This window comes from Bacillus sp. FJAT-27251, from assembly GCF_001273925.1.
GTDB lineage: Bacteria > Bacillota > Bacilli > Bacillales > Cytobacillaceae > Mesobacillus_B.
Map to the genome: position 1 here is coordinate 1,268,531 of NZ_LIGG01000001.1, position 22,471 is coordinate 1,291,001.

At 45.6% G+C, this 22,471-nt stretch carries 20 protein-coding genes and 7 tRNA genes; 26 read left to right on the top strand and 1 reads right to left on the bottom strand.

The features are described from left to right. The 17 genes from ADU22_RS06000 (at position 1) to rocF (ending at position 12,245) form a co-directional block, all read left to right on the top strand. Positions 1–76 (top strand) — tRNA-Val (locus ADU22_RS06000). A 175-nt stretch (positions 77–251) separates the two neighbouring features. After that, positions 252–324: transfer RNA gene (locus ADU22_RS06005), tRNA-Thr, on the top strand. Between the two features lie 6 nt (positions 325–330). After that, positions 331–415: transfer RNA gene (locus ADU22_RS06010), tRNA-Tyr, on the top strand. A gap of 53 nt (positions 416–468) precedes the next feature. Continuing rightward, positions 469–543 (top strand) — tRNA-Gln (locus ADU22_RS06015). Between the two features lie 6 nt (positions 544–549). Continuing rightward, a tRNA-Lys gene (locus tag ADU22_RS06020) sits at positions 550–622 on the top strand. A 21-nt stretch (positions 623–643) separates the two neighbouring features. Further along, a tRNA-Gly gene (locus ADU22_RS06025) sits at positions 644–718 on the top strand. Between the two features lies 1 nt (position 719). Beyond that, positions 720–795 (top strand) — tRNA-Ala (locus tag ADU22_RS06030). Positions 796–1,035: 240 nt separating this feature from the next. Beyond that, entirely contained in the window at positions 1,036–1,695 is a 660-nt protein-coding gene (locus ADU22_RS06035; RefSeq protein WP_053361351.1) for a sugar transferase, read from the top strand. A gap of 14 nt (positions 1,696–1,709) precedes the next feature. After that, entirely contained in the window at positions 1,710–3,164 is a 1,455-nt protein-coding gene (gene tuaB, locus ADU22_RS06040) for a teichuronic acid biosynthesis protein TuaB (RefSeq protein WP_053361352.1), read from the top strand. Positions 3,165–3,214: 50 nt separating this feature from the next. Then, on the top strand, positions 3,215–4,411 hold the full coding sequence (gene tuaC, locus ADU22_RS06045) for a teichuronic acid biosynthesis protein TuaC (RefSeq protein ID WP_053364477.1): 1,197 nt from the start codon (positions 3,215–3,217) through the stop codon (positions 4,409–4,411). A gap of 33 nt (positions 4,412–4,444) precedes the next feature. Then, entirely contained in the window at positions 4,445–5,773 is a 1,329-nt protein-coding gene (tuaD, locus tag ADU22_RS06050; RefSeq protein WP_053361353.1) for a UDP-glucose 6-dehydrogenase TuaD, read from the top strand. 9 nt (positions 5,774–5,782) lie between these two features. Further along, positions 5,783–7,246, top strand: a complete 1,464-nt coding sequence (tuaE, locus tag ADU22_RS06055) for a teichuronic acid biosynthesis protein TuaE (RefSeq protein ID WP_053361354.1) — start codon at positions 5,783–5,785, stop codon at positions 7,244–7,246. 14 nt (positions 7,247–7,260) lie between these two features. Beyond that, positions 7,261–7,932, top strand: coding sequence for a hypothetical protein (locus ADU22_RS06060; RefSeq protein WP_053361355.1), 672 nt, complete (start codon positions 7,261–7,263; stop codon positions 7,930–7,932). Between the two features lie 31 nt (positions 7,933–7,963). Continuing rightward, the gene (tuaG, locus tag ADU22_RS06065; RefSeq protein WP_053361356.1) at positions 7,964–8,722 is read left to right on the top strand and encodes a teichuronic acid biosynthesis protein TuaG; all 759 of its coding nucleotides are present in this window, start codon (positions 7,964–7,966) and stop codon (positions 8,720–8,722) included. Positions 8,723–8,753: 31 nt separating this feature from the next. Beyond that, positions 8,754–10,043: a teichuronic acid biosynthesis protein TuaH gene (tuaH, locus tag ADU22_RS06070; RefSeq protein WP_069187956.1), complete on the top strand. Its 1,290-nt coding sequence runs from the start codon at positions 8,754–8,756 to the stop codon at positions 10,041–10,043. After that, complete coding sequence (gene galU / locus ADU22_RS06075; RefSeq protein ID WP_053361357.1) at positions 10,040–10,912, top strand: UTP--glucose-1-phosphate uridylyltransferase GalU; 873 nt, start codon at positions 10,040–10,042, stop codon at positions 10,910–10,912. Before tuaH ends, galU begins: the two co-directional genes overlap by 4 nt. Positions 10,913–11,348: 436 nt before the next feature. Then, on the top strand, positions 11,349–12,245 hold the full coding sequence (gene rocF / locus ADU22_RS06080; RefSeq protein ID WP_053361358.1) for an arginase: 897 nt from the start codon (positions 11,349–11,351) through the stop codon (positions 12,243–12,245). A gap of 50 nt (positions 12,246–12,295) precedes the next feature. On the opposite strand, the gene ADU22_RS24145 is transcribed toward rocF, so the two are convergent. Further along, complete coding sequence (locus ADU22_RS24145) at positions 12,296–12,463, bottom strand: aspartyl-phosphate phosphatase Spo0E family protein (protein ID WP_082252792.1); 168 nt, start codon at positions 12,461–12,463, stop codon at positions 12,296–12,298. A 167-nt stretch (positions 12,464–12,630) separates the two neighbouring features. On the opposite strand from ADU22_RS24145, the gene sigW reads away from it, so the two are divergent. From sigW to dut, 9 genes are all read left to right on the top strand, one after another. Further along, a complete protein-coding gene (gene sigW / locus ADU22_RS06085; RefSeq protein ID WP_053361359.1) occupies positions 12,631–13,194 on the top strand; it encodes an RNA polymerase sigma factor SigW in 564 nt (187 codons plus the stop codon). Positions 13,195–13,210: 16 nt separating this feature from the next. Further along, entirely contained in the window at positions 13,211–13,846 is a 636-nt protein-coding gene (locus tag ADU22_RS06090; RefSeq protein ID WP_053361360.1) for an anti-sigma factor family protein, read from the top strand. A 122-nt stretch (positions 13,847–13,968) separates the two neighbouring features. Then, positions 13,969–14,796, top strand: a complete 828-nt coding sequence (gene cdaA, locus ADU22_RS06095; RefSeq protein WP_053361361.1) for a diadenylate cyclase CdaA — start codon at positions 13,969–13,971, stop codon at positions 14,794–14,796. After that, positions 14,789–16,081: a CdaR family protein gene (locus ADU22_RS06100; RefSeq protein ID WP_053361362.1), complete on the top strand. Its 1,293-nt coding sequence runs from the start codon at positions 14,789–14,791 to the stop codon at positions 16,079–16,081. The genes cdaA and ADU22_RS06100 overlap by 8 nt, the downstream gene beginning before the upstream one ends. A gap of 54 nt (positions 16,082–16,135) precedes the next feature. Continuing rightward, on the top strand, positions 16,136–17,494 hold the full coding sequence (gene glmM / locus ADU22_RS06105; protein WP_053361363.1) for a phosphoglucosamine mutase: 1,359 nt from the start codon (positions 16,136–16,138) through the stop codon (positions 17,492–17,494). A gap of 484 nt (positions 17,495–17,978) precedes the next feature. After that, positions 17,979–19,781 (top strand): glutamine--fructose-6-phosphate transaminase (isomerizing), encoded by a 1,803-nt coding sequence (glmS, locus tag ADU22_RS06110; protein ID WP_053361364.1) that lies wholly within the window; start codon positions 17,979–17,981, stop codon positions 19,779–19,781. 151 nt (positions 19,782–19,932) lie between these two features. Beyond that, complete coding sequence (locus ADU22_RS06115) at positions 19,933–20,304, top strand: helix-turn-helix domain-containing protein (protein ID WP_053361365.1); 372 nt, start codon at positions 19,933–19,935, stop codon at positions 20,302–20,304. A gap of 775 nt (positions 20,305–21,079) precedes the next feature. Continuing rightward, positions 21,080–21,928, top strand: a complete 849-nt coding sequence (locus tag ADU22_RS06120; RefSeq protein ID WP_053361366.1) for a dCTP deaminase domain-containing protein — start codon at positions 21,080–21,082, stop codon at positions 21,926–21,928. Next, positions 21,925–22,359 carry a dUTP diphosphatase gene (gene dut / locus ADU22_RS06125; protein WP_053361367.1) on the top strand — a complete coding sequence of 145 codons (435 nt, stop codon included), beginning with the start codon at positions 21,925–21,927 and terminating at the stop codon, positions 22,357–22,359. Before ADU22_RS06120 ends, dut begins: the two co-directional genes overlap by 4 nt. Positions 22,360–22,471: the final 112 nt, after the last annotated feature.

Here is a 22,471-nt window from a genome sequence, read left to right on the forward strand (position 1 = left end):
GGAGGATTAGCTCAGCTGGGAGAGCATCTGCCTTACAAGCAGAGGGTCGGCGGTTCGATCCCGTCATCCTCCACCACTTTCATAGTTTTATCCATTAATATGCCGGTGTAGCTCAATTGGTAGAGCACGACCGAATATGCATCGCTGAGAAGCATCAGCGTACCGATCGAGCTGCTGCTTGACTTAGCCTTCTGAGATCGGGACGACCTTCTTATCAGCGAAATATTAATTATTATTACTATAAACACCATGCCGGTGTAGCTCAATTGGTAGAGCAACTGACTTGTAATCAGTAGGTTGGGGGTTCAAGTCCTCTTGCCGGCACTCTGTGGAGGGGTAGCGAAGTGGCTAAACGCGGCGGACTGTAAATCCGCTCCCTCCGGGTTCGGCGGTTCGAATCCGTCCCCCTCCACCATTATATTTAAAGTAAAAATGGACAAGCTATACATGTCCTTTTATTTTTGTCATTGGGCTATAGCCAAGCGGTAAGGCAACGGACTTTGACTCCGTCATTCGTAGGTTCGAATCCTGCTAGCCCAGCCATTTTATGAGCCATTAGCTCAGTCGGTAGAGCATCTGACTTTTAATCAGAGGGTCGAAGGTTCGAGTCCTTCATGGCTCACTCTCTTTAACATGATATCCTGCGGAAGTAGTTCAGTGGTAGAATACAACCTTGCCAAGGTTGGGGTCGCGGGTTCGAATCCCGTCTTCCGCTCCAAGGGGCCTTAGCTCAGCTGGGAGAGCGCCTGCTTTGCACGCAGGAGGTCAGCGGTTCGATCCCGCTAGGCTCCACCATCACATTACATACAACCTTTCAAGCCTTAAATCATTTGATTTAAGGCTTTTTTTGTATTTCCTTCCGTAAATAACAGCCTCATTTACCCATTTATCACCGTTGCAAAACCTCGCATTTTCATTATCTACAAACATTTACAGAATTAACAGAAAGTTTATAAAGTTAATGGAATTTTTAACCTGTCTTCACACAGGCTCAAAATTCTCCAATTATACTTCAACGTAGGAGGTGAGCTTGTTCTGAGTGCTGATAAGAGCCTTAAAATCTACCAGGATTATTCACTTATTCAAACGACTCAACCTAATCTTTCCAAGCAGGCAGAGCAATATCTCTTTTATAAAAGGGTTATGGATCTTGTGCTGGCCGCAATCATCCTATTGCTAGCGCTGCCGATTATTGGGATATTTGCCGTTTTAATTGTCATTGAAACACCTGGATCACCTTTCTATCTTCAGGAGAGGGTTGGAAGGAACGGCAGGCATTTTAAAATGATAAAGCTCCGATCCATGCTCTGCAATGCAGAATCGGCTGGGGCGAAATGGGCTGAGGCCAATGATCCGCGCATTACAAAAGTTGGTGCCTTTATACGGAAAACACGGATTGATGAACTTCCGCAGCTGGTATCCGTCCTGAAGGGGGATATGTCGCTTATAGGGCCGAGGCCTGAGAGGCCTGTGTTTACCAGGCAATTCGCCAAGGAAATCCGTGGATTTGAAAAACGCCTGTTAGTGAAGCCCGGGCTGACGGGCCTTGCACAGGTAAATGGAGGGTACAACCTCTCTCCCCAGGAAAAGTTGAAATACGATCTCGAATATATTCAAAATCTTACTTTTGCTCTTGAACTGAAAATTTTGCTGAAAACATGCAAGGTGATTGTGACCGGAGAAGGAGCACGTTAAAGGCAGGAGACACCATGTCAGGTATTAAAAGCCAGATGGGCAAAGGAATGAAGTGGACAGGGACTTCTACAGCGATAATTACAATCATTCAAATCTCCCAATTTGGATTATTGGCCAATCTGATGACACTTGCGGAATTTGGTTTGACCGGAATCATTGCAGTTATTGTGGTCTTTGCCCAAATTGTCCTGGATTTAGGGCTGGGCTCTGCAGTCATCCAAAAAKAGCGGGTCACTCATACGATGCTCTCGACATTGTTTTGGCTGAACATTCTTACCGGGATTGCCATATGCTGCATTTTAATGCTGGCAAGCCCGCTGATTGCAGCCTTTTATCAGCGGGAAGAATTGACAAGCCTGATCCGCCTGCTTGCCCTGATGTTCCTGGCTGCTCCAATAGGGCAGCAAAGCCAGTATCTGCTGCAAAAGGAGTTGCGATTTTATGAACTGGGTGTTGCGGAGGTAGTTTCCAATCTCGTTTCCTTTCTAATTCTGCTTGTGCTCATTTTTACAATCAGCCCGATTCATGCCTTTGTGATTTCACAAGTTGTGCTCTATTCGTTAAAAGGGTGTCTATATTTCTTCTATCAAAGTTGGAGGCCAACTTTTGAATTTGATTTGAGCCAGTGCAAGGATCTCCTTAGCTTTGGAGGGTTCCAGCTTGCATCAAGGCTTGTAAACAGGATAGGCTCCAACCTGGATGTCATCCTGATTGGGAAATTCATGGGAGCGGAGGCGCTGGGGGTCTATCACCTGGCTTACCAGATTGTCACTATTCCTGTCCTGAAAATCAACCCTATTCTCACACGAGTGGCATTTCCGCTGTTTTCAAAAAACCAGCACAGTCAGAAGGCTTTAAAGGACGGCTTTTTGCATATGACAAAGCTCCTGGCTGTTGTGACCTTTCCAATGCTCCTTGGGCTGATGGTTGTGGCAGATGTCTTTGTTGCCGCGATATTTGGCCAAAAGTGGCTAGTGGCGGTTCCGATTGTGCAAATAATGGCCATTGTGGGCATTCTTAGGGTGCTTATGAATCCTAACGGCTCCATCTTGCTTGCAAAAGGGGAGGCCAGGCTTGCATTTTATTATGACAGCGGTGTGCTTGTCCTATATGGGGCCTCCTTGCTTTTCGCCGTTGCAAGCGGAAATTTGGAAGTGGTCGCCTGGACGTATGTCTTGGCCAGCCTGATAAATTTCATAATCGGCAGGCAGCTGTTGAAATGGCTGATCGAACTGGAGTGGCAGGCTTATTTAAAATCACTGGCAGGTCCATTGGGAATGTCGATGCTAATGGCATTGGCGGCATGGATTGTAAAAGAAACAGCCTCTGGCATCTTGCCTGATTTGCCGGCAGGGCAGCTGGCAATTGGCATCGTGGCAGGTGCGGCAGTCTATGTCCTGCTCCTTTGGAATGTCTTTCCTGCCTTTTTTTTAACCCTGGCAAAGAAAATGCCGGGGAGGAACATGTAAGGTAAGTATTTTCTGTCATGTTGTTATCAAAAAAAGAAAGGCCGTTTTCTATGAAGGTATTATGGATCACAAGTGTCTATCCAAGCAACGATCAGCCTGGGAGCGGAGTGTTTCACGAAACCCAGGTGCAGGCACTGTCTGCACTGGGGGTGGAAGTAACCGTTATTTGTCCGGTGCCGCGGACTCCAATGCTGTTTCAGCCGGTAAAAAAACAATATCGTGCCAGCGGGGATATCCCTCTTGTCTATGAAAGGAAAGGAATCCTTGTATACCGTCCGCGCTATACGGCGCTTCCCGCTCAGCTGCGATGGGCTCAGCCTGACAGACGGATTGCAGCGGCCGTTACCGGGACAATGGATAAGGAGAAGATTGTGCCCGACCTTATTCATGCCCATTTTGCCATGCCCTCGGGCGGTGCAGCAAGAATAGTGGCCAATGAAAAAGGCTTGCCATGGATCCTGACGCTGCATGGAAGTGACGTTCAGGTTTATCCGCACTATAGTACAAGTGCTATGAAGGCATTCCGGCGGTCGGTGCTGGCAGCCAATGAGGTGCTGGCCGTTGGGGAGAATTTGCGGCAGAAAAGCCGGGAGCTGACAGCCAGGGAAAGTAAGCACCTTCCAATTGGTATCGACCTTTCCCGATTCGGGATGCCGCAGCAGTCCAGGCTGGCTTTGAGAAAGCAGCTTCAGCTTCCAGGGGATAAAAAGCTGATTGTCTTCGTAGGCAGGCTGACCGAGGCGAAAGGGGTATTTGAGCTTGCCAAGGCCCTTGAGCAGCTTCCAAACCAAATGGCGGCTGTCTTTGTCGGGGACGGGCCGGCAAGGAAATCACTCAGCATGCATCCCGAACTGAATACCAGGCTGTTTCTTGCCGGCCAGGTTGAAAATCAAAAAGTAAAAGATTATCTGGCGGCATGTGATGTGCTCGCCCTGCCTTCCTGGTCCGAGGGGATGCCAACGGTCGTCGTCGAAGCGTTGGCCATGAAGGTTCCCGTCGTGTGTACGGCCGTCGGCGGCATACCCGATTTATTCAAACAGCACAGCCATGTCCTGGTTGAGCCAAGGGACATAGACTCGCTCGTTCACCGTCTGCAAAAAGCAGCCTGCGGCCAACTTTATTCTTCGCTCATCATGGAGGAGCTTTCCGATCATGTCCACATGCATTACGATGCCGAGCGGAATGCTGTAAAGCTGAAACAGGAATATACGAACGTGCTCCAGACCGGGAACCAGTCTGCCATCTGATACAGAACCAATCTGAAGAAAGGACGTGTGAATATGAAAAAAATTGCCGTAATTGGAACAGGTTATGTCGGCCTTGTTTCGGGGACATGTTTTGCGGAAAGTGGCAACAAAGTTATCTGCTGCGATGTTGACGAGAACAAAATCAAACAGCTGTCCAAAGGAGGAATGCCAATCTATGAGCCGGGTTTAGAGGAATTGGTCTTAAAAAATACCAGGGAAAACCGGCTTACCTTCACTACCGACATACCACAGGCCATCTCCCAGGCAGACATTGTCTATATCGCTGTCGGTACTCCAATGGCGGTGACTGGCGAAGCGGATCTGATGTATATCAGGCAGGCGGCAAAGACAATAGGCCAGAACCTGAACAGCTATAAAATCATTGTTACAAAAAGCACGGTGCCGGTGGGAACAGGCAAGCTTATTTCCGCCATCATCCGTGAAGAGACGAAGGTTCCATTTGATATAGTCTCCAATCCTGAATTCCTGCGGGAAGGCAGAGCGATTGAGGATTCCGTGAATATGGAAAGGGCAGTGATTGGAACGGCCAGCAGCAAGGCTTTTGACCAGATTGCGGATCTTCATAAGCCTTTTACTTCAAAGATTGTTAAAACCACTGTGGAAACAGCAGAACTTATTAAATACGCAGCCAATGCTTTTTTATCAACAAAAATATCTTTTATCAATGATATTGCGAATATATGTGAGCGGGTGGATGCCGATGTAACCAAGGTATCGGAAGCTATCGGCCTTGACAGCCGGATCGGCGGGAAATTCTTACAGGCCGGAGCCGGTTTTGGCGGCTCTTGTTTTCCAAAGGATACGGCGGCGCTGCTGCATATCGCCAAGGATGCGGGGTATGACTTCAAACTGATTCAGGCGGTTATGGAAACCAACGAAACCCAGCGATTGCTGATGGTTGAAAAGCTCACCTCCGCTCTCGGTACTTTAAAAGGAAAAACCATTACGGTGCTCGGTTTGGCATTCAAGCCTGGAACGGATGATGTCCGAAGTTCCCCTGCGCTTGATATAATCCCGCAGCTTGTAGACAGGGGAGCTGATGTAATGGCCTATGACCCCGTTGCCGTTGAGGAGGCAAAAAGGCGGCTAGGATATAAATGCACTTACACAGATGACATTTATCAAGCGATTGAGGGAACAGACGCCTGCCTGATATTAACCGATTGGGAGGAAGTAAAGCAGGTTGATTTAGCCAAGATTAAGGGCATCGCCAGGCAGCCAGTCATTGTGGATGGCCGCAACCTCTTTGAGATTGAGGCAATGAGGCAGCTTGGATTTACGTATCTTTCAGTAGGCAGGCCGGCCGTTCATAACAAAAGCATCATTTCCAAGGCTATTTAGGCAGTGAAGGTGACCAAAGGGTGGCCGGAAACGGGCACTGGCTTCGAAATCAGCCAGGCACAAGAAGATGGCAGGAAGCTGAGCAGGCGTCGTTTGGTGCAAATAGCAGCTGCAGGAACCTTCCTTTTGGCTGTGATGGCACTGGCGAGCATAAATCAACTTTACCTCCTTTTTCCGGGCTTTTGGATAGTGCTCATACTGGCCATTTTTTTACAACCCTATGTGGACAGCGAAAAACTGTTCCATGGCTCGATGTACCTATTAGTTGCGGCTACATTCCTTAATCAATCGGTAATCAGCATCAATCTTGGTGTGTTCAGCCTGTTTATGTACAGGCTGGTCCTGATTGCGGCAAGTGTTCTTTTTATCATCCATATCACAAAGGAAAAGAATCTTTTCCGCTATTGGGACCAGGTCCATGTAAAGGGCAGCCTGCTTTTCCTGTTGTTTTGGCTTGGGTATGGAATGACTTCCCTGCTATGGGCGAAATCGATTATCGAAGGGCTAAAGTATTTGTTCCTGCTTGGTACCGGTATTCTGTTTATCTTTCTGGCTGTATTCACTTTTACAAAGATATCCCGGCTGTACCTGTTTTACGGAATATGGATGATCATGACCATTGGACTGCTAATTCTCGGCCTGGCCAATCATTTTTGGCAGGTCCAGCTGCCAAGTTCGACACTGTACGGCGCACCGGAATATAAATTAGGCTATCCGACGGCTGTCTTTTTCAACCAAAATGACTTTGCAGCTTTTTTGACCATCTCTTTCTGTTTTTATTTGGCTGCCGCAAAGAACAGCAAGGGCGTGTGGATCAAAACCTTGGCTATCCTGCTCGCCGTCCTTTCTGTCTATATTGTCTTTCTGACCGAATCAAGAGCCAGCCTGCTTGCAATGATGGCAGCCCTGGCCGTCTACCTTTTCATCCTGCTGCCAGCGGTGCTGAAAAAAGCAGCAATCCTTGCAGGTTCTGCTATAACCATTGTAGTAACTGTAGCATTTGCAGGGAGCCTGATGATGGCGCCCATGGAGGACAGTACTTCCTCCAATGCTGTCAGGGTCAATCTGCTTAAAAACACTTTGCATTATGTACTGGATACGTTTGGATTTGGCGTTGGAGCCGGAAATATCCCTTTCTATTTAAAACATGAACCTGTATATGAAACCGACTCGGTAATCGAAGTTCATAATTGGCTGGCCGAGCTCCTTGGGAATTTTGGGATATTCATTTTCCTTGGATACATTGCGATGTATGCGTATCTATTTTTCTCCCTTTACACCCTCCATAAGCAGGGAAAAAGGCACAAGGTGCTCCTGGAGGCCGGCATGGTGGCGATGGCTGCCTTCCTGGTGGCCAGTATCAGTCCCAGCTCGGTTTCCAATCTTTATTTCCACTGGGTCTTCCTTGGGTTTGTGATGGCTGTGGTTTCGGTCTTTAAAAGCAAGCAGCAGGAGAGGGAAAACATTTATTAAGGAGCAAGTTTGGCATGGAATTCATGATTCAAAGAGTGGCCGCCAAAAGTAAAAAGTACCTTTTGATCCTGCTTTTGGTTCCGGTCCTATTGGGGCTGCTCGGCTGGTTCGTGCCAGTCGGAAATGAACCAGAAGCCATCAGTGCAGAAGCGGAACTAACTTTAGGCAGCTACCAAAACAAGGATTTAAACGATCCAAAGCTCGTAGTGGGCTTGCTGACTACCCCCCCTTTTTATGCAGACCATTTCCAATGGGCGGGGGAGCCAGAGGAGATTCTCTCAAAGCTGATTGTCACGCAGGTAAATGAACGGAATATAAACCTGGTCTATACCGGGACTGCAGCCGAGGACGCGGTGGAGATGGTAAATGAAATTTCCGCCGCCTTTCTGGCTTTGGACCAGCAGGAATTTGCGGAAAAGCAGTCGGTCATCCAGGCAACCATTGACTCTCTGGAAAACCAGGAAGTGGCTCCGGAAGCACAGGTCGACCAGCACCGGTTTTTATATGAACTTAAGACAGCTCAGCTCGATAATAAACCAGCTTCGTGGATTAAGCAGGCACAGGAAGCAAATGTTGAAGGCCAGGCCCTGAGCTCTCGTGACAGGGCGGTCCTGGGAGTTTTAATCGGCATTACCATAATGTTTTTTTGGATGGTGATTCCCGAGTTGGTAAGGAAGCCTTCCTGATGTCCCAATAAAAAACAGGAGGTCAGAACAGATGGATGAAAAGCAGGTTCTTGTATCGGTCATTACTCCGGCCTATAACGCCAGCCAGTTTATTGAGCAGACGGTCCATTCCGTCCGGCAGCAGACTTTTACAAACTGGGAAATGGTTATTGTGGATGACTGTTCAACAGACGATACCCGAGAAAAGGTAAAGGCGCTTGGTGCCGGGGATAATCGGATACGCCTGGTCTGCCTTGAAAAGAATGGGGGTGCAGCCGTGGCCCGCAACCGAGGATTGCAGCTGGCCAGGGGAAGATACATCGCATTTTTGGACAGCGATGATTGCTGGAAGCCGGAAAAGCTCGAAAAGCAGCTGTCTTTCATGAAAGAGAATGACTATGCATTTACTTTTACTGCCTATGACCTCATTGCTCCCGAAGGTGATTACTTAAACAAACAGGTCTGGGCGCCTCCCCAAATTTCTTATTACGACTTGCTGAAAAATACCATTATTGGCTGTTTGACCGTAATGATTGACAGGGAAAAAACAGGCTCCTTTCAAATGCCCAATATCCGTACCCGGCAGGACCTTGCCACATGGCTTTCCATTCTGAAACAAGGCCATGTCGCATACGGGTTGAATGAGGTGCTGGCTGAGTACCGCACCGGCAACCCTTCGATTTCCAAAAATAAGTGGAAGGCCCTTAAAATGAACTGGTTTGTCTACAGGAAAGTGGAAAAGTTGAATGTGTTAAAGGCCTTCTGGTGCTTCTCGCATTATGCAGTCCATGCGGTGGCAAAACGATTATGAGCGAGAGGAACATTGAAAGGATGGGGATAGGATGAGGAAAATCCATGTGATTGTGGCGACGGGAGACTGGGAACAGGATGGGCTTCGGTATCGGCGCCACCGGTTGGCTGAGCATCTGCAAAAACAGGCTGATACAGGCGAAGTCATCTGGCTCTGCCCGAGTCCGCAAATAACGGAAGACATGTATTCGAGCCTGCCTAACGGCATATGGCAATTCACGGTTACGGACCTTTTTCCGCATAGGCTTTTTCGCTTTGGACGTTATGTGGATCTCTTTTATCAGAGCAAGCTGCACGCACTGCTTTCCTATCTAAAATCAGTTGCGGGCAAATATCAGGTGTATCTTTGGTATACCTTTCCCGGCTTTCCGCTGCTTGCTGACCTTTTTCCTTGGGATAAGATCATTTATGACTGCAGTGACTTATGGTCTTCGCCAATCAATGGCAAGCATACACTTCTGTCGACTGCAAGGGAAAAAGTGATAGCTAATGCTGAAAACAGGATTATGGATAGGGCCAGCCTGATTTTTTGCACCTCGGGGTACTTGCGGGAAAAGGTTATCGAAAAGACAGGAAAGGGTAGCCATGTATATACCTTTGAAAATGGCGTTGATTATAATCTGTTTGCCGGCCAGCAGGAAAAAAAGGAGGGGATCCTGCCTCCAGGTTTTAAAGGCACCGTTTTGGGCTTTATCGGCGGCATTAAACCAAAGCTGGATTTTGGCTTGATCACCAAAGTGGCGCGCGCAAAACCTGATTGGCTGCTATTATTTGTCGGCCCGGACGGAACCGGCGGCAGCCCTGAGTTCAGGCAGCTCCTCGAAGAGAAAAATGTCGTATGGACAGGCGGGGTCCCATCAAGCGAGGTTCCTTCCTATATGAGCCTGATTGATATCGGCATCATGCCTTACAAGGACTCACCCTACAACCAGGCTGTGTTCCCACTCAAACTGTTCGAATTTCTGGCAGCCGGCAAACCAGTTGCGGGTGTCCACCTGCCTTCCACAAAAATGTATGTGGAAGATGGCATCTACCTTCATTTGGATTCGGGAAGTGCAGGCGAATTTATTGCTGCATGTGAAAAGCTTGCCAATGGCAACAACAACCCGGCTGATGTGCAAAGAAGGCGGAAGTCGGCACAGATGAAAGATTGGGATGTCGTGTTTTCCGGAATGAGATTAGCGTGCGAGGGCCTTCCGTCAGGAACTGCCTGGGAGGACACTGCAGCGGAAAGCGGTACGGTCAACAGCCGAGTCCATGGTTTAAGCCCGGTACTTAAGAAGACCAGCGAATACCAAGGAGGGAAGGAGGAGTTATCATGAAGAAAATCAAGAAAGCCATCATTCCCGCAGCAGGCCTGGGAACTCGTTTTTTACCAGCAACCAAGGCTATGCCCAAGGAAATGCTGCCCATTGTGGATAAGCCGACGATCCAGTACATCGTCGAAGAGGCAGTAAAATCCGGGATTGAAGATATCATTATTGTGACAGGAAAAGGAAAACGATCAATTGAGGACCATTTTGATAATGCCTTTGAGCTGGAAGAGAACCTAATGGCAAAGGGAAAGTACGAACTATTGAAAAAAGTGCAGGCCTCGTCCAGTGTGGACATCCATTACATCAGGCAAAAGGAACCAAAGGGACTTGGGCATGCTGTTTGGTGCGCGCGAAAATTTGTTGGTGATGAACCCTTTGCTGTCCTTCTGGGGGATGACATAGTCCAGGCAGATACCCCATGCCTCAAACAGCTGATGCAGATATATAATCAACACGGCACCTCCGTAATTGGAGTGCAGTCGGTCTCGCCAAGGGAGACAAACCGATATGGAATTATTGATCCTGCTAATTCTGGCGGACGCTTGTACCAGGTTCGGAATCTTGTAGAAAAACCTGAACCTGGCAGTGCGCCCTCCAATTTGGCCATAATGGGGAGATATATACTGACACCGGAAATTTTCCCAATCCTTGCAAATCAAAGAGAAGGGGCTGGAGGGGAAATTCAGCTAACAGATGCCATTCAACAGCTGAACGGCTTTCAGTCTGTCCTTGCCTATGAATTTGAAGGCAGAAGGTTCGATGTGGGAGAAAAGCTGGGATTCATCCAAACGACCCTGGAATTCGCGCTGCAGCAAGAAGAATTGCGTCCCCAGCTGCATAGCTTTATTGAGCAGCTTCTGGCAGTGAAAAGATGAAGAATGGAAAAGGATGTTTGACTATTTTCAGACTTTACAAATAATTAATCCGGGTTTAACTTCCACTTTGTAATCCCAGGCTATGATATAAGTAATGAAACATTTGGTTCATGGACCAGCAATCATTGCCTGGGAGGATGATAGCATGTCAACTTTACTGAATATCCTGTATTTGTTAAGTATTGCCGCCGCATTCATCTTCATTTTTTACAACTCTTTTTCTGAAAAAAGCCAAAAGAGACGCTGATGGTGTTTACCTGTTTCCCCATTTCCTCCATCCCTCAAATAGATTTTGTTTTTTTAATAATTCCCCAGTACAAGAATCCCCTCGCATAATTAAACAAAATATTCCTTCTTGTATATATATTCAGATTTTTGTTGAGTTGAGTCATTATAATGATACCGTTTACAATGGAGGTGGGAGAGGGGCGATAGAATGAGAAAATTATCAATTGTTGGCATGCCCATGGACTTGGGCCAGATGAGGCGGGGGGTCGATATGGGCCCGAGCGCGATTAGATATGCCGGAATTTACGAGAAACTGAGGATGCTTTTTGATGAAATCCATGATATGGGAGATATTCAGATAGGCAGGCCGGAAACCAAGGTGGATGCCGAATCGAACCTTAGAAACCTTGAACTGGTAGCGGAAAAAAGTGAGCTTCTTGCCAGGGAAGTGGACAAAATTATCGGAACGGGAGCGTTCCCGCTTGTCCTTGGCGGGGACCACAGTATTGCTATTGGAACATTGGCTGGTGTATCAAAGCATTATAAAAATCTAGGTGTGATCTGGTATGATGCCCATGGAGACTTAAATACGGCGGAAACTTCGCCTTCTGGAAATATCCATGGCATGCCTTTGGCTGTCAGCCTTGGGTTGGGACATGAATTGCTGACAGGGATAGGCGGATTCAGCCCGAAGGTAAAGCCGGAGAATGTTGTCCTTATCGGCATCAGGGCATTGGATCAAGGAGAAAAGGACCTTGTCAGGAAATTGGGAATCAAGGTCTATACAATGCATGAGGTAGACCGTTTGGGAATGACAAGAGTAATGGAAGAAACCATTTCCCATTTGAAAGAGAGAACAGATGGAGTCCATTTGTCATTGGATTTGGATGGGCTGGACCCGGTTGATGCTCCCGGGGTTGGCACACCGGTCACCGGAGGGATCAGTTACCGCGAAAGCCATCTGGCCATGGAGATGCTGGCTGAATCGGGAATCGTCACATCTGCAGAATTCGTGGAAGTAAATCCGATCCTTGATGAAAAAAATAAAACAGCCATGGCCGCTGTTGCATTGATGAGCTCCCTGCTTGGGGACAAACTATTATAAAAATAGAAAAGAGGCTGCCGTTGGGCTAGCCTCTTTTTATATAAGATGTCTCATGAGTATGATTTTTCCGAGGTTATATGATAATAAGTGTTTAACAAGTGGTCGAGCTTGGTACTAGCCCGAATCACTTCCTTATCTGACAGCGAGGTGTCCTTCGCCAGCTGGATCATCTGATTCCTGCATTCCTCTATATTTTGAATTAGTGTATCTACGTTCATAGGCTTTCCCACCTTCACTGATATAGTTAATTTTATACCCAGATTGCGACTTTTTAAACCATAGAAGTAAATTTTTGTTAAAATGATATATGTCGGGTTTCAAAGATGAAACCTTTTCTGCTATCATTTCGTAACTAAGATAGCCGCAGGTAGAGCGGAGGTTGAGAATGGAAACAATAGTAAATTCCAGAATTACACAGGTCCTCAAAGGAGACCAAAATGCTTATGGGGAAATCGTAGAACTTTATAAGGATAAAATCTTCCAATTATGCTATCGGATGCTTGGCAATCGGCATGAGGCGGAGGATATAGCCCAGGAGGCTTTTATAAGGGCTTATATCAATATCCACAGCTTCAATCAAAATAAGAAATTCTCTTCCTGGATTTACCGGATTGCAACAAACCTTTGCATAGACCGAATCAGGAAAAAGAAGCCTGACTATTTTCTTGACGCTGAAGTCCCTGGTACAGATGGGTTGAACATGTATTCCCAGATTGCCTCTGAAGCCTCCTTGCCGGAGGATGAACTTGAAAGTTTGGAACTTCAGGAAACCGTTCAAAAAGAAATTGCCAAATTACCCGAAAAATACAGAACGGTAATTGTATTAAAGTATATTGAAGAGCTTTCGCTTAACGAAATCAGCGAAATCCTTGACTTGCCTCTGGGAACGGTAAAAACGAGGATGCACAGGGGAAGGGAAGCGCTTAGGCAGCAATTAAGAAATGTATAAGCTGAGGTGAAAGAAAGTGAGTTGTCCAGACAAATTTATTGAATATATGCATGACTTCCTGGATGAAGACATTGCACCGGAAAACGAGAGGGAGCTCAGAGAACACCTGCAGACCTGCCAGGCCTGCGAGACTCATTTCAAGGAACTAAAAAAAGCGGTCGCATTCGTGCAGAGCACTGCCCATGTGAAAGCACCTGACCATTTTACGGCCGGCGTAATGGCGGCACTCCCAAAGGAAAGGAAAAAGGTTGAAGTGAATCGCTGGTTCAAGCAGCATCCCTTCCTGGCAGCAGCGTCCTTGTTCATCCTGTTGATGGGGGCAAGCATCCTGTCCACCTGGAACCAGGAACAGCAATTCTCTTTTTCAAAACAGCCGAATTTGATAGTCGAAGATGATACAGTGATTGTTCCGGAGGGGGAAGTTGTCAAAGGGGATATTGTCGTCCGCAACGGCAAGCTGAAAATAGAGGGCGAGGTCCAGGGGGACGTGACCGTCATTAACGGAGAGCAATACATGGCTTCTGCCGGCAAGGTGACAGGCGAAATAAGTGAAGTAAATGAAGTGTTTGAATGGATTTGGTACCATATCAAAGAAACGGCGAAAAGCACGGTGAATTTAGGGGAAGGCGATAAACAGTCACTCGAACCATGAGTGACTGTTTGTTTTTATTCATAAATAAAGCATCTGTTATGATATAATAATAAAGTTACAAACAATGGTTTTTTTGCAAGGAAGGAACATCCTGTTTTGACTAAACTTGTGGAGGAAAGGCAATGTCGTTTGCTGATTTGGATATTGTAAAATCTCTCGCCAATATTGTAGACATTCTCCTTGTTTGGTTCGTAATATACAAGGCTATGGGTTATATTCGGGGCACAAAGGCTGTGCAGCTCCTAAAAGGAATCTTTGTCATCCTGATTATTAAGTTTGCCAGTGACGTACTGGGGCTGAATACGCTTGGCTGGATCATGCAGCAGGCCATCACCTGGGGTTTTCTGGCGATCATTATCATTTTTCAGCCTGAGTTCAGGAGGGCGCTGGAGCAGCTTGGACGCGGCCGCTTGTTCTCGCGGACCAATTTAAATGAGGAAGAGAACGATGAAAAAATGGTGGAGGCCATTATTAAGGCTACCGATTATATGGCGAAACGCCGGATTGGCGCTTTAATCTCAATTGAAAAGGAAACAGGGATGAGCGATTACATAGAAACGGGCATCCAGCTTGATTCCAAAATATCGGCAGAACTGCTGATTAATATTTTTATTCCAAACACACCGCTGCACGATGGTGCGGTGATTATCCAGAGGAACCATGTGGCCGCAGCCGCGTGCTATCTGCCACTATCGGAGAGCCCTTTCATTTCCAAGGAGCTGGGAACGAGACATCGGGCGGCGCTCGGGATCAGCGAGGTGACCGACAGTGTGACAGTGGTTGTCTCCGAGGAAACAGGAAGTATCTCGCTGACTAAAAATGGGGAGCTCTACCGGGACGTCAATATGGAAAAATTGCGGGAACTTCTGCAAAATGATTTGATTTCGCAAACAAAAGCAAAAAGTGCAGCTTCGACCCGCTGGAATTGGAGGGGGAAGAAAAATGGATAAATGGCTGGATAATCCCTGGTTCTTAAAAGGTGTTGCCTTGCTGCTTGCCATGCTGTTATTCTCTACCGCTCCAAAAATAGATCCAAACAAGCCCGGAAATGTGAATGTACCGTCTGATGAAGATTCGGAGCTGCTCTCTGGAGTTCCAGTGAAAAGCTATTATGATTCGGAGAATTTTGTTGTCTCCGGCATACCAGAGACAGTTGATGTCACCATACAGGGGCCAAGGAATATTGTTCAACAGGCTAAGGCATTGCGAAATTTCGAGGTGTATGTGGATTTAACAAACGAAGAAATGGGCGAGCATCAAGTGGAAATCCAGATCAGGGAAATTTCCGAGAGGCTGAAGGTGACCATAGATCCTATGTATGCTACAGTTTCCATCCAGGAAAAAGTGACGAAGGAGTTCAATGTTGAGGCTGAATATAATTCCGCTATTGTGGAAAATGGCTATCTCGCAGGATCACCTGTTGTTAAGCCGGGAAAAGTTCAAATAACGGGTGCGAAGGATGTTGTTGATAAGGTTACCTATGTCAAGGCCACAGTCAATGTGGATGGCCAAATTCGTGATGATGTGACAAGAGAAGCGGCCGTTCTCGTTTTGGACAAGGAGATGAATAAGCTGAATGTCCAAGTGGAGCCGCAGCTGGTGCAGGTGACCATTCCTGTTAGAAGCTCGAGCAAGAAAGTGCCGCTTGAAATAGTCCAGAAAGGCACGCTTCCTGAGGATATCAGTATCGAATCGATTACTTCGGACGTGGAAGAAGCGACCATACTTGCCCCTCCTGATGTCCTGGAGCGGGTTGACCAGGTAAGGGTGGAAGTTGACGTCAGCAGCATCGAAGAGGATACCGAGCTAACTCTGCCGGTGATTATATCCAATGGAGTGATACAGGTCGATCCGGAAACGGCAAAAGTGACGATAAAAGTGAAAAGACAGCAAGAGGAGAGTCAGGAAGCCGGGAGCCAGGAAGCAGAAAACCAGGAAACAGAGACCCGGGAAGATATCACTGTCTCCAATATTCCAATCAGCGTTTCCGGCCAGGACGAAGAATACGAAGTGACTATAGTGGATCCTGACAATGGTGTCGGAAGCCTGACGGTTTCAGGTCAAGATGACAGGCTTACTTCCATCGAGGAAAGCGATTTTCAACTATTGATTGATGTATCGGGTCTCGCGGAAGGAGAACATAGTGTCGACATTGAAGTGTCAGGGCCTGAAGATGTCGAGTGGAGGCTGGCAAAGGAAAAGGCCAGTGTCTCGATTACAAAAAGAGATGCGTAGTCATTGAAGAGCGATTAAAATTCGATTAGTTATATACAAGGAGCGATTGATCAAATGGGTAAATATTTCGGTACTGATGGAGTACGCGGAGTGGCAAATAGTGAATTAACTCCAGAATTGGCATTCAAGCTTGGCCGGTTTGGAGGTTATGTACTAACAAAGGATCAGGAGCGGCCAAAGGTACTGATTGGACGTGACACACGGATTTCGGGACATATGCTTGAGGGCGCCCTTGTGGCCGGCCTTTTGTCAATCGGAGCTGAAGTCATGCGCCTGGGCGTTATCTCAACGCCTGGCGTATCCTATCTGACAAAGGCTCTTGGGGCACAGGCTGGAGTAATGATCTCGGCTTCCCACAACCCTGTGGCTGATAATGGCATTAAATTTTTCGGCCCGGACGGATTCAAGCTGTCCGACGAGCAGGAGCTTGAAATCGAGCGGATTATTGACATGGAGGATGACCAGCTTCCGCGTCCGGTGGGAGCAGCCCTGGGACAGGTGAATGATTACTTTGAAGGCGGGCAGAAATATCTGCAGTACCTTAAGCAGAGTGTCGATGAAGATTTCTCCGGCATTCATGTCGCACTGGATTGTGCACACGGAGCTACTTCCTCATTGGCCATGCACTTGTTTGCTGATCTGGATGCAGACATTTCCACGATGGGGGCATCTCCAAACGGACTCAATATCAATGATGGCGTCGGCTCCACTCATCCGGAGGCACTTGCTGCCTATGTAAAAGAGAAAGGTGCAGATGTAGGTCTTGCCTTTGACGGAGATGGCGACCGCCTGATCGCGATTGATGAAAATGGGGAAATAGTGGATGGCGACCAGATCATGTACATCTGTGCCAAGTATTTAAATGAAAAGAACAGGCTGAAACAGAACACAGTCGTTTCCACGGTGATGAGCAACCTTGGCTTCTACAAAGCCCTGGAAGCAAAGGGAATCAAGAGCATTCCTACCGCTGTCGGTGACCGTTATGTAGTCGAAGAAATGAAGAAGAATGGATATAATCTTGGCGGCGAACAGTCAGGACATATTATCTTCCTTGACTACAATACGACAGGTGACGGCCTGCTGACGGGCTTGCAGCTCGTCAATATCATGAAGGTTACTGAAAAGCGCCTTTCCGAGCTTGCTGGCGAGATGAAAAAATTCCCGCAGGTGCTTAAGAATATCAGGGTAACGGACAAGCATCATGTAACCGCCAATGAAAAAGTTAAAGAAGTCATCCAAAAGGTGGAAGAGGAAATGAGCGGCAATGGCCGCATTCTCGTAAGGCCTTCGGGAACGGAGCCATTGGTGCGGGTGATGGCCGAGGCGCCGACTGCCGAGCTTTGCCAGGAATATGTCGACCGAATTGCCACAGTTGTAGAACAGGAAATGGGCTTGCAGGAAGAGGGAAAGTAATCGGCAAAGTCCGGTTGGCCCAATGTGCACAAATAGCTTTTCCATGCATCAGGGAACACTTTTGTTCCCTGATGCATATTTATTTAGTGTAAGAGGATTACTCTTATGCTTTGAGGGGAATGGCAGAGAAGGGCCATTAGCAATTTTTTGTTGACGGATAAGAGAATGTCATGTATGATTATCCTGTTTTTGTAAAAAGCAAAAACAGATCCTCTAGCAGAAAGGTGGGCAGGAAAACTAGCAATACAAAAGCGCCTGGACTAATCCCGACGGTGGATTAGTTGACGAGGGTGGAGGTTTATCGAATATTCGGCGGATGCCTCCCGGCTGAAGAGCACAGCCGCGATCTCTTCTTTAAAACATTGGGGTAACTTAATGGACAAAGAGAAGGGAATGCCACCATTTGGAAAATTTAATCATTCAGAGATAAGGGGGCAGGCAGCCCCCCGGTTCCTTGCCCCCTTAGCAGGGAGGAACAGAAATTATGTGTGGTATTGTTGGATATATTGGTTTTAATGATTCAAAAGAAATTTTATTAAAAGGCTTGGAAAAGCTTGAATACCGCGGATATGATTCTGCGGGAATTGCTGTTGCAAACGAGCAGGGCGTACACGTGTTCAAGGAAAAGGGCCGCATTGCGGACCTGAGGGCTGCAGTGGATGGAAGCGTAGAAGCCAACACTGGAATCGGACATACACGCTGGGCGACCCACGGAGCTCCAAGTAGGACAAATTCCCATCCGCACCAAAGCAACTCAGGAAGGTTCACGCTTGTTCATAACGGTGTTATCGAAAATTACGATATCCTAAAGCGCGAGTATCTGCAGAATGTACCATTGAAAAGTGAAACAGACACTGAAGTCATCGTCCAGTTGGTAGAACTGTTCGTAAACGATGGCCTTGGCGTGGAAGAAGCGTTCCGCAAGACGCTGACACTTTTGCATGGTTCCTATGCGCTCGCCCTTATTGATGAACAGGATAAAGAGGCCATCTATGTTGCTAAAAACAAGAGCCCTCTTCTGGTCGGCCTTGGCTTTGGCTTCAATGTAGTAGCAAGTGATGCCATGGCTATGCTTCAGGTTACGGACAAGTATGTGGAGCTTATGGACAAAGAGATGGTAATCGTTAAAAAAGACGAAGTAACCATCAAGAACCTGAATGGAGAAGCTATCAGCCGTGAACCTTACACAGCTGAACTGGATGCCAGCGACATTGAGAAGGGAACCTACCCTCACTATATGCTGAAGGAAATTGATGAGCAGCCGCTGGTGATGCGCAAAATCATCCAGAACTACCAGGATGAAAACGGTGCACTGGAAGTGGATTCCGACATAGTCAAAGCATTGAACGATGCCGACCGCATCTACATTATTGCTGCTGGCACCTCCTACCATGCCGGCCTGGTTGGCAAGCAGTTTATCGAAAAACTTGCCAAAATCCCGGTAGAGGTCCACATTTCCAGTGAGTTTGGCTATAACATGCCGCTTCTATCACAAAAGCCGCTGTTTGTTTTCATCTCCCAAAGCGGTGAAACAGCTGACAGCCGCCAAGTGCTTGTACAGGTAAAGGGAATGGGACATAAGGCTCTGACCATCACAAATGTCGCCGGATCCACATTGTCCCGTGAAGCTGATTACACCATGCTTCTTCATGCGGGTCCTGAGATTGCTGTTGCCTCCACCAAGGCATATACAGCCCAGTTGGCGGTTCTTGCAATCCTAGCTGATGTAACGGCCAGAAGCCGCGGCAACAATGTCGAATTTGACCTTGTCCAGGAGCTTGGAATTGTGGCCAATGCGATGGAAGTCCTCTGTGACGCTAAGGAAGATTTCGAAAGCATTGCCCACGAGTACCTGGCAGTAACACGAAATTGCTTCTTTATCGGCCGGGGCATTGATTTTTATGTAGGCCTTGAAGGTGCCTTGAAGCTGAAAGAGATTTCCTACATCCAGGCTGAAGGATTTGCAGGCGGCGAACTGAAGCATGGTACGATCGCACTGATTGAAGAAGGTACACCAGTCATTGCCATTGCGACACAGGACTTCGTCAATCTGAGCATCCGCGGGAACGTCAAGGAAGTAGCGGCACGCGGTGCCAACCCATGCATCATATCAATGGAAGGCCTGGAAATGGACGGAGACCGCTTCGTCATTCCGGAAGTGAACAGTTTATTAACACCTCTTATCTCTGTTATACCAATGCAGCTGATTTCCTACTATGCGGCGCTGCACCGCGACTGTGACGTCGACAAACCAAGAAACCTGGCGAAGAGCGTAACGGTTGAATAAAGTGGATAAATAGAAAACCCCTGATGTCATGTAAAATAAAAGTATGGAACCAGTAAAAAAAGTATGGAACCAGTAAAAAATGTATGGAACCAACTATGTCAGTCCCGATGAGATTTTATTCATCGGGACTTGTTTTTAATGGGGGGATAAAGTGCTTACTTTAGGTCGACGAATTAATTATGTAAGGAAGATCAATAAGCTAAATCAAGTTGAATTTTCAAAAATTATCGGTGTATCCCAAGGGACATTAAGTGAATTAGAGACAGATAAGTACAAACCTTCCTTGGAGATTATAATTTTGATACATAGGAACTTTAAAGTTGATTTAGAATGGCTATTAGTTGATACAAATGATATCACTAATAGAGATTTATGCTTACCAAAAATTACAGGAAAGGAAGAAGAGCTAATCCTATTATTTAGGGAATTATCAACTGAAGACCAAGATGAGATTATTGGAATTATTGAACTGAAATTAAATAGGTATAAAAAGGGTGGTTTGCAAAAAGTAGCAAAGTTCTAGGAAATGATTGGGCTCGATGTTCCGGAAAAATAAGTCGGTTACTGACAAATTAAATCGGTATCCGGACATCTAGATATATTTGGAATTACAATGAAGTTATATACATGACAATAAAGTAGTGTACTCACCGTTAAAGTTTTGTACAGACAAAATGACCAAACAGCTCGGTATTATTCAAATAAAGATATAGCAAAAAAACACTTGCTTTTATAATAGAAATACACGGTTCAAACTATTTATGATGGCATTACTTCTTTATATAAGAGCCAGATATATAGTTTTTTAATGGTTATGTTTTATACGGTTGAACATTACGCGGCTATAGATCAGTTATGAGATAAATAAATAGGACTTTGATAACCATAAAACAGAGAATATATTATGTGAAGCCATTTGATAAATTTAAAAAAGTAATCATCATCTATGGCCATTAATTAAAATAAATTTCCCTAACTATGTAAATTTGTTCCTTCTCCAAAAACTTAGTGGTAGATATACTTTAACAAATTTAGCGGCTGGTTAGCTGCTTTTTTGTGTTCAAACAAGCATAGATTTCTATAATAAAAAGAACCATGAGAAGGTACAAGTTTTTGAAGGGTGTATTTTATACAAACGGGTACGTTGCTCCAGAAAGGATTACCCGCTTTTATTGTGGAATTTCTTATGCAGCTAAGGGGACAAGATTATTTGGAGAAGAAGTCTAAAAGACTATTATATTTGTTAAAAAGTGCTAAAATGGGTATAAAGTAGAATCAGCGGGGAGAGTGTAACCAAGATGTTATCCGATGTAGATATAAAAAAACTCTTAAACAAAGAGGTCGTAGTACATCCGTATAAAGAGGAAAACCTTACTCCACTTGGTTATAACTTAACCCCAAGTGATTTTGTTTTTTCCTTATCAACGGAAGAACTAATTAACCAAGAGGATGGATATTATTCAATTAAGCCCCACGATACGGTACTAGTTTTAACCGAGGAGTCTATATGGGTTTCTAAAAGAATAGCCGGAACGTTCCATTCTAAAGTAGGTGTAGTATCGAGTGGGTTTGGCCATATTTCAACTACATTAGATCCTAATTGGAGTGGCCCGTTATTAATTTCTTTAAACAACCCAACGAAGATGACATTGAAACTTGCAAAGAATAAGACATTTATTACATTAATATTTTATCCGCTTAATACGATTTCTCAAAAGGACCATGATAATAATCCAAGTCGGACGGATATACTTCGATTAATATCAGATGATATGCTTCGAAAAGATTTATCTGAAAAGGGTAAAATGTTTATAAGTAAAGCTCATGAGATTTTTACCAACGAGAATATAAATAAAGAATTTACGGCAAAAGTTAATGAAATAAACCAAAAATCGATTAATCCTATCTTAAAGGCAATTAAAGCAAGTCGTAAAAAATACATAATTAATAACTTTAAATATTGGATATTAAATATCCTAATGTATGTCGGTATTGGCGTATTAGTATGGAGGTCTTTAATGTACATCTTTAACATTGGTAAACCTGAAATAATAAATAAAATCAATTTGAGTATTTTTATAGCCCTATTAGCAGCAATATTGACCATACCACCAGTTAAGAAAATAGTTAAGGAGGAGATTAAATGATGAATCTTAAAATAAAAAGAGTGCATAACGAAGCAAAAATACCAGTTCAAGCTCACCAGGGAGATGCTGGGATGGACTTATTTTCTATAGAGGAAAAGGTTATTAAGGCAGGAGAAGCTGAGCTAATCAAAACTGGGTTACAGATTGAGTTACCAAAAGGGACAGAAGCCCAGATAAGACCAAGAAGTGGATTAGCATTGAAAAATTCCTTAACTGTTTTGAATAGTCCTGGCACAATTGATGAGGGCTACAGAGGAGAAATAGGCGTTATCTTAATAAATCACGGTAAATTAGACTTTGTTGTCGAAAAGCATATGAGAATAGCTCAAATGGTCATAAATCTTGTACCGAGTATAGAGATTGTTGAAGTAAATGAATTAACAGATACATCTCGTTCTGCGGGGGGATTTGGATCAACAGGGACTAAATAATTGTGGGGTGCTGGTATTTAGCTGTTGTAAGGCAATATTTTATACAGTTATACGATAGAAAATAAAGGGGGCTACATGCGGAGCAGCCCTTTTTTTCACTAAAAGGCAGGAG